This window comes from Pseudomonas sp. NPDC089408 (assembly GCF_044749445.1).
GTDB lineage: Bacteria > Pseudomonadota > Gammaproteobacteria > Pseudomonadales > Pseudomonadaceae > Aquipseudomonas.
Genome location: NZ_JBIVHY010000001.1, coordinates 42207 through 49228, shown reverse-complemented (window position 1 = coordinate 49228; position 7022 = coordinate 42207). Strand labels below are relative to the sequence as shown.

At 56.5% G+C, this 7022-nt stretch carries 7 protein-coding genes and 1 pseudogene; 5 read left to right on the top strand and 3 right to left on the bottom strand.

Translation table 11 applies throughout. From position 1 onward, the window contains the following. Positions 1 to 65: 65 nt before the first annotated feature. The 5 genes and pseudogenes from ACIP02_RS00240 to dnaB form a co-directional block, all read left to right on the top strand. Positions 66 to 305, top strand: a pseudogene (locus tag ACIP02_RS00240) (30S ribosomal protein S6); the annotation flags it as partial. A gap of 28 nt (positions 306 to 333) precedes the next feature. Continuing rightward, on the top strand, positions 334 to 564 hold the full coding sequence (gene rpsR, locus ACIP02_RS00235; RefSeq protein WP_003249563.1) for a 30S ribosomal protein S18: 231 nt from the start codon (positions 334 to 336) through the stop codon (positions 562 to 564). A 33-nt stretch (positions 565 to 597) separates the two neighbouring features. Next, on the top strand, positions 598 to 1461 hold the full coding sequence (locus ACIP02_RS00230) for a hypothetical protein (RefSeq protein WP_400612096.1): 864 nt from the start codon (positions 598 to 600) through the stop codon (positions 1459 to 1461). A 20-nt stretch (positions 1462 to 1481) separates the two neighbouring features. Further along, entirely contained in the window at positions 1482 to 1928 is a 447-nt protein-coding gene (rplI, locus tag ACIP02_RS00225; protein ID WP_400612094.1) for a 50S ribosomal protein L9, read from the top strand. A gap of 113 nt (positions 1929 to 2041) precedes the next feature. Further along, positions 2042 to 3439, top strand: a complete 1398-nt coding sequence (gene dnaB / locus ACIP02_RS00220) for a replicative DNA helicase (RefSeq protein WP_400612092.1) — start codon at positions 2042 to 2044, stop codon at positions 3437 to 3439. Positions 3440 to 3572: 133 nt separating this feature from the next. On the opposite strand, the gene ACIP02_RS00215 is transcribed toward dnaB, so the two are convergent. From ACIP02_RS00215 to ACIP02_RS00205, 3 genes are read right to left on the bottom strand one after another with little or no spacing between them, the layout of a single operon-like run. Continuing rightward, a complete protein-coding gene (locus tag ACIP02_RS00215; protein ID WP_400612090.1) occupies positions 3573 to 5228 on the bottom strand; it encodes an ATP-binding cassette domain-containing protein in 1656 nt (551 codons plus the stop codon). A 1-nt stretch (position 5229) separates the two neighbouring features. Beyond that, a complete protein-coding gene (locus ACIP02_RS00210) occupies positions 5230 to 6384 on the bottom strand; it encodes a YcaO-like family protein (protein WP_400612088.1) in 1155 nt (384 codons plus the stop codon). Between the two features lie 52 nt (positions 6385 to 6436). Next, positions 6437 to 6535: an alginate O-acetyltransferase gene (locus ACIP02_RS00205; protein WP_400612086.1), complete on the bottom strand. Its 99-nt coding sequence runs from the start codon at positions 6533 to 6535 to the stop codon at positions 6437 to 6439. Positions 6536 to 7022: the final 487 nt, after the last annotated feature.

Here is a 7022-nt window from a genome sequence, read left to right as displayed (position 1 = left end):
AATGTTACCGTATACAACATCCCAAATAAATAAACAATTTACACAATGATCACTACCTGAATAATAACGTTGAGTGCACCGGCAAGGCCCTGGCCGAGCTGGAAGACAACTTCCGCTACAACGATGCCGTTATCCGTAACCTTGTCATCCGTCGCGACGAAGCCGTTACCGGTCAGTCCGAGATGCTGAAGGCTGAAGAGAACCGCAGCGAGCGCCGTGAGCGTCGCGAGCGTCCTGAGCATGCTGACTCCGCCGAAGGCGATGACAGCAATGACAGCGACTCCAGCGATAACGCTGACGAGTAATCCACGGACCTTTAGAGGAGCCTATTAAATGGCACGTTTCTTCCGTCGTCGTAAATTCTGCCGCTTCACTGCTGAAGACGTGAAAGAGATCGACTTCAAAGATCTCAACACCCTGAAAGCTTACGTATCCGAAACCGGCAAGATCGTTCCAAGCCGTATCACCGGTACCAAAGCTCGTTATCAGCGTCAGCTGGCTACCGCTATCAAGCGCGCCCGCTTCCTGGCCCTGCTGCCCTACACCGACAGCCACGGCCGCTGAGACCGGGTCGTCGACAAGCAGTAAGGGATTAGCATGCGAGCGTTAGCAAGTTTCATCATGCGCGGTCGTGTGCAGGCCACCCTCGTGGTGGTCATCAGCGCGGTACTGCCGCTGCTGTTCTGGTTGAGTGCCGCTGCCGGCAGCCTTGTGCTGCTGCGGCGCGGGTTCAAGGATGCTACATCGGTCATCGCCGGCGGCTTGCTGGCCGGGTTGGCCGTGTGGGTCATGGGCGATCCCATCACCTTTATGGTGATTGCGGGTGCCCTGGCCCTGGCCGCCATGTTGCGTGCCGAGCATCCCTGGAGCCGGGTGTTGCTCGCCAGTGCCGTGTTCGCCGTGGCTTTCAGCCTCGTGCTTGATCTGGCGCTGGCGCAAACCTTCGATGTGCTGGCCAAGGCGTTTGCCGAAGCCATGCCGAAGGTCGACGGGCAACCGGTGCTCTCCGGTGAGCTGATCCGCCCTGTGCTGGTCGCTTCCACAGCAGTGACGGTGCAATTGTTCAGCGTTCTGGCTTTGATGCTGGGGCGCTACTGGCAGGCAGCGTTGTACAACCCTGGAGGCTTCGGTCGCGAGTTTCGCGAACTGAAGTTGCCGAAACAGACCACGGCGGTCTTGGTGGCAGTGATGGTGGTGGCGCCGTTTATCGGCCCGCAGTTCATCATCCTGGCATCGGCTTCCAGCCTGGTACTGGTGCTGGCCGGCATCGCCTTGATGCACGGGCTGGTGGCACAGGGCCGACTGGCCGGTTTCTGGCTGGTGGGCATGTACGTGACGTTGCCGCTGATCATGCAGCTGATTTATCCGTTGCTGGTGGTTTTGGCCATTGTCGACAGCCTGATTGATTTTCGCGGTCGCAAGTCCCCCAAGGGGAATGACTCCGCGAACGGTGAAGGTTAAAAGTTAAGAGGTTTTACCAAATGGAACTGATCCTGCTGGAAAAAGTCGCTAACCTGGGCAACCTGGGCGACAAAGTAAAAGTTAAGGCTGGTTACGGCCGTAACTTCCTGCTGCCATTCGGCAAGGCCACCGTTGCCAACGCCGCCAACCTGGCTGCGTTCGAAGAGCGTCGCGCCGAGCTGGAAAAAGCAGCTGCAGACCGTAAATCGTCGGCTGAAAGCCGCGCTGTCCAACTGGCCGAGCTGGAAGTGACCATCACTGCCACCGCTGGCGACGAAGGCAAGCTGTTCGGTTCGATCGGCACTCACGACATCGCTGACGCCCTGACCGCCTCCGGCGTTGAAGTGGCCAAGGCTGAAGTTCGTCTGCCGAATGGCACCATCCGTCAGGTTGGCGAATACGACGTAGCCGTGCACCTGCACAGCGACGTTGAAGCCACCGTACGTGTGGTCGTCGTAGCTGCCTAAGCTGCGCTGACTGGCTGGCTCCTTGCGGGCCAGGCGGTTAACATCGGGCACGGTCCTGTTTTCTACAGGCCGTGCCCTTTGTTTTTTTCGTCCTCCAGAATTCTTTCGTGGCCATGAACGAGATTACCCATTCCGAACAGCTTGACCTGCAAACCGCAGCCCTGAAGGTGCCGCCGCATTCCATCGAGGCCGAACAGGCCGTACTCGGTGGCCTGATGCTGGACAACAACGCCTGGGAGCGGGTGCTGGATCAGGTGTCGGATGGCGATTTTTACCGGCATGACCACCGCCTGATCTTCCGTGCCGTGCACAAGTTGGCCGACGCCAACCAGCCATTCGACGTGGTGACCCTGCACGAGCAACTGGACAAGGAAGGCCTGTCGTCGCAAATCGGCGGCCTGGCGTACCTGGCCGAGCTAGCCAAGAACACCCCGTCGGTGGCCAACATCAAGGCCTACGCCGCGATCATTCGCGAGCGGGCCACGTTGCGCCAGCTGATCAGCATCAGTACCGACATCGCCGACAACGCCTTTAACCCACAAGGGCGCAACGCTGCAGAAATTCTCGATGATGCCGAGCGGCAGATCTTCCAGATCGCCGAGGCCCGGCCAAAAACCGGTGGCCCGGTAGGGGTCAACGACCTGTTGACCATGGCCATCGACCGCATCGACACGCTGTTCAACTCCGACAGCGACATTACCGGTATTTCAACCGGTTACACCGACCTGGACGAGAAGACCAGCGGCCTGCAGGCGGCCGACTTGATCATCGTCGCCGGCCGTCCGTCGATGGGTAAGACCACCTTCGCCATGAACCTGGTGGAAAACGCCGTACTGCGCAGCGAAAAGGCGGTGCTGGTGTTCTCCCTCGAGATGCCAGGTGAATCGCTGATCATGCGTATGCTTTCGTCGCTGGGCCGTATCGACCAGACCAAGGTGCGTTCCGGCCAGCTGGATGACGATGACTGGCCGCGCCTGACCTCGGCGGTAAACCTGCTCAACGACCGCAAGCTGTTCATCGACGATACCGCCGGCATCAGCCCGTCGGAAATGCGTGCGCGTACCCGTCGCCTGGCGCGTGAGCACGGTGAAATCGGCATGATCATGGTCGACTACCTGCAGCTGATGCAGATCCCGGGCTCGGCCGGTGACAACCGGACCAACGAAATTTCCGAGATCTCCCGCTCGCTCAAGGCCCTGGCCAAGGAATTCAACTGCCCGGTCATCGCCCTGTCCCAGCTGAACCGCTCCCTGGAACAGCGGCCGAACAAACGCCCGGTCAACTCCGACTTGCGTGAATCCGGTGCAATCGAGCAGGACGCCGACGTGATCATGTTCGTGTACCGCGACGAGGTGTACCACCCCGAGACCGAGCACAAGGGCGTGGCGGAAATCATCATCGGTAAACAGCGTAACGGCCCCATCGGTTTCGTGCGCCTGGCGTTTATCGGCAAGTACACCCGCTTCGAGAACTTGGCGCCGGGCATGTACAACTTCGATGATGATGAATAACTCACTGAGCTAGCAGGGCCCCCTGTAGGAGCGGCCTTGCGTCGCGATGGGCTGCAGAGCAGCCCCAGGATTTCAGCGCAGATGCAGAAAGTGCTGGGGCTGCTGCGCAGCCCATCGCGACGCAAGGCCGCTCCTACAAGGTGTGCGGTGCGCCTGCTAGCTCGGGGTTCTGAGCGATGTTCGTTTGCTCTTGGCTGATGATCTGCCCCTCGCTCAGGGTGATCACCCGGTCAAACCGCGACAGTGCGCTCTTATCATGCGTCACGCAAATAAGCCCTCGCCCTTTAAATGCTTCGAACAACAGGTCCCAGATACGCTCAGCCGATGCGGCATCGAGCCCGGCTGTGGGTTCGTCAAAGAAATTGAATTCCCCAGGCTGATTAAGAAGGCGTAGCAGCGTCAGTCTGCGTGCTTCGCCGCCGGAAATCGATTCTGCGCGTGCATCCAGATCAAGTTCGTACCAGTCTTTGCTCAGGCTCAATCGCTCAAGCCATCCTTCAACTTGAGCCCTTTCATGCGCATGCTCAAACAGCACCGCGCGTGGTAGTGGACCCGGTATGAAGTGCGCATCTTGAGGGCAGAGCCGTAAACGACTGAACTGCTCATAAGCTTCGAGCCCTGCCAGGCTCCTTCCGTGCAGGCGAACATGCTTGCGCAATTGGAACACCGTTCCTGCCAGTGCATGCAGAAGTGTCGATTTACCACATCCGCTTGGTCCGATCAGCGCGACCCGTTCTCCTTTGAGCAGTACCAAAGGTTCCTCGATTTGCAGTTGTACAGTACCTCGAGCGCTCAACTGGCACGGGGCGATGCTCAGTCCTGCGTCGTTGTCGTGGGACTTCGTCTCAGTAGTGCATGACGGGCCGAACGAGGGGAGCTGAAGCCAGTGCTCGAGTTTGCGTTTGTCTAGCCGAAACTGGTCTAGCAATCGCCAGGCCTCAGCCAGTTGCGCAACCCCTGCCAGCAATCCGCTCACCAAGGTGAAGAGAGCAACGAGTTCGCCCAGGCTCAACTGCGGTGTTACCAGAGCCTGATCATGGATACCCCACATGAGCAGGCCGCCACTGCCCAGGCCTATGAACAGAGTGCGCAGGCCCTGAATCCAACCCCCACTGTGAGCTACCCGCACTGCTGAGTCGGCATAGTGCGAAAGTGTCTGGTTGACCGGGAGCATCGCCGCATCCTCGGCCTTTTCCAGTTTGACCGTTGCCGCGCTGGCGAAGGTATCCACCCATTGTTCCGCCAGTTCATCCTCGCGCGCGTTCACTGTCTCGATGTGTGGCCGGCGCCAGCGCACCAGGCGATCATTGGCCCACAGGTAGGCCAGGCTCAAAGGGATGAGGCCGATCAATACCGAAGTAGCCCCCAGATATGCAAAGAGCGTTATCAGCACTGCAGCTTCGGCCAGCACCGGCCATGCCGAGCCAATCAGAAAGCCTAGCCACCGCTCTTGTGCGGTAATGCCCCTATCCAGCACTTTTACCAGTGTTCCGCCATGGAGTTGTCCATAGGCCTCGAAGCGCTTGTCCAGCAATGCGCGGCACCAGCGGATGGAAAGTTGCTTCACGCGTTCCTGGCAGAGCCGCGCCAGGCACCAGGCTTGCAAAGGGGTCATTGAGGCTTGTAATGCGACAAGGCATATGAAGGCTCCGAGCAGAAGCTGGGAAGACGCGGTCGAGGTGGACAAGTTGTCAATGATGTCGGCCAAGACTAGAGCGGGTACGACGGTCGCGATTTTCAGGATTAGTGTCGCGCTTAGGGCGGCGAGGATTCCTCGATAGTTATGCATGTCATTGCCTTATGCCTTTGAGTGCACTCTGTGGCGCGACTGGAATGCCTGATCTGATCAGGTGGAAGCGTTCCAGTCCGGGTATGAACACCTGAACCACCGTGGCGAGATTCGGGTGTTCATAAAGTGTGCGATAGAATGCGACCTTATTTTGTTTCTCCAGGTTGATCAGTGTCCGCTTGACTTGCCCGCGCACGCTGAGATCGGTACGCGGAGGGTGGAAAGCGGGTACAGCATATGTGGGACATGGGTGCAGCAGTGCCGAAAGGCGGGTTGAGTGAGCTAGCATTTTTTCAGCAGCGAGATCTTCTTGTTTTTCTGTGGCGCCAGAAAGCTGCTCGCACTGAATCTGCTCCGTTACGGCACGGTACATTGCAATGGAAGGGTTGATGGAGCTACCGGAACCTATGCTGCTGAGTGAGCCTTCTTTTTTACTACGAGAAACAGCTATGCAAAATGGAACTTCGTAGAAGTCGTGAGTCAGGTATATTTCTAGTTTCTTTGTCCGGCGGAGAAGCTCGGTATCATGGGCGAATGTTTCTTCCAGGAAGGAGTTCGTGGGCTGGTAGAGTTTGGGTGGGGAAGTCAGGCCGCAAAGTGATAGGTAGTACATAGAGAGGGCGTGGCGTTCAATAGTTTCATTGATGGCATGGAGAAGAGCCTCGTTCTCCGTAAAACCAAGTGCTGTACCAGAGTTGGTCGCATATTTGGAAAGAAAGCCTGCTGCGGTTTTTTCGATCTCATCAATGTTTCTGGAGGAGGGGGCTATCAATATCGCGGGGATAGCTACTTCGTGGTAGCTGTTCAATGCCTGAAGACTGAAACAAGGTATTCGGCAGTCAGGGGGTATGGATTTAAGGAGCCAATCGTCAAATGGGGCTATCGACTGCAAGATCTCGTCGCTTTCGATGAGCGGTGGAGTGCTCTTGTCGACGAAGTAGTGCTCTAGGCTCTCGGCCAGGGCTCCTAGCTCGCAATGCTCCCCTTTTCCTGCTCCGCAAGAAACTTCTTTGTAGGCCTTGTCGTATAAGTGGCAAGTGGCGACCAAGCTGTTATTTTTTGATAGCTTTGTTTTCGAATGAAGCCCTAGGTGATGATGCAGCTTTGTCAGGCGATTGTAAGCCTCTTCTATATTCAACTCGCGTTCGGTAATCATTTTCTGCTCCTTGGTAGGGCCAGAAGGGGCTAAGCCCCTTCTGGTTTATCGCTTACAGCAGGTTGAGGAACTCAACTTCGGACTCGGTGAATGCATAGTTCATCACGCGAGGGATCTGCAGAGTGTTGATTTCAGAACGACGACGTCCCATGGCTAGTGCTCCTATAAAGTTGATTTGAGTGCGCCTTTCAGCGCGTCACTGTTGTATCACTTGTTTTTTTCTTCGTTCAAGATCTGCTTGTGATTTCTTGGGGAAATTTGAAGTAGGATTTTTTACTAAGTTTTGGAGGTCGATTCCTACAATTCTTAAGAAATAAAGAGAAAAGCACTAATAATTAGCCGGTTAGCCTTTTCTGAGGGTTGGATAGGCTAAACATCCAGTAAAAATCTCACGGGATTGCGATCGCTCAGCAGGGGCAGCGCTGTCATCGTGAGCCCAAGCAAGCTCAGGTTTTCCTGTGGGCAATCTTCCTTGCTTTTGAGGCCTGCCTGAATCTCATAGGGGCAACTAAACTGTCGTCATATACCCGTCGGCCAATGGTTGGTATTAAGGCGAAACCGTCACAGGGCACGCTACGCTTGTTGAGGTGATTACCAAGAAATAATCAGCTTTTTCCCGTTGCGCGTAGGCCGTTTCT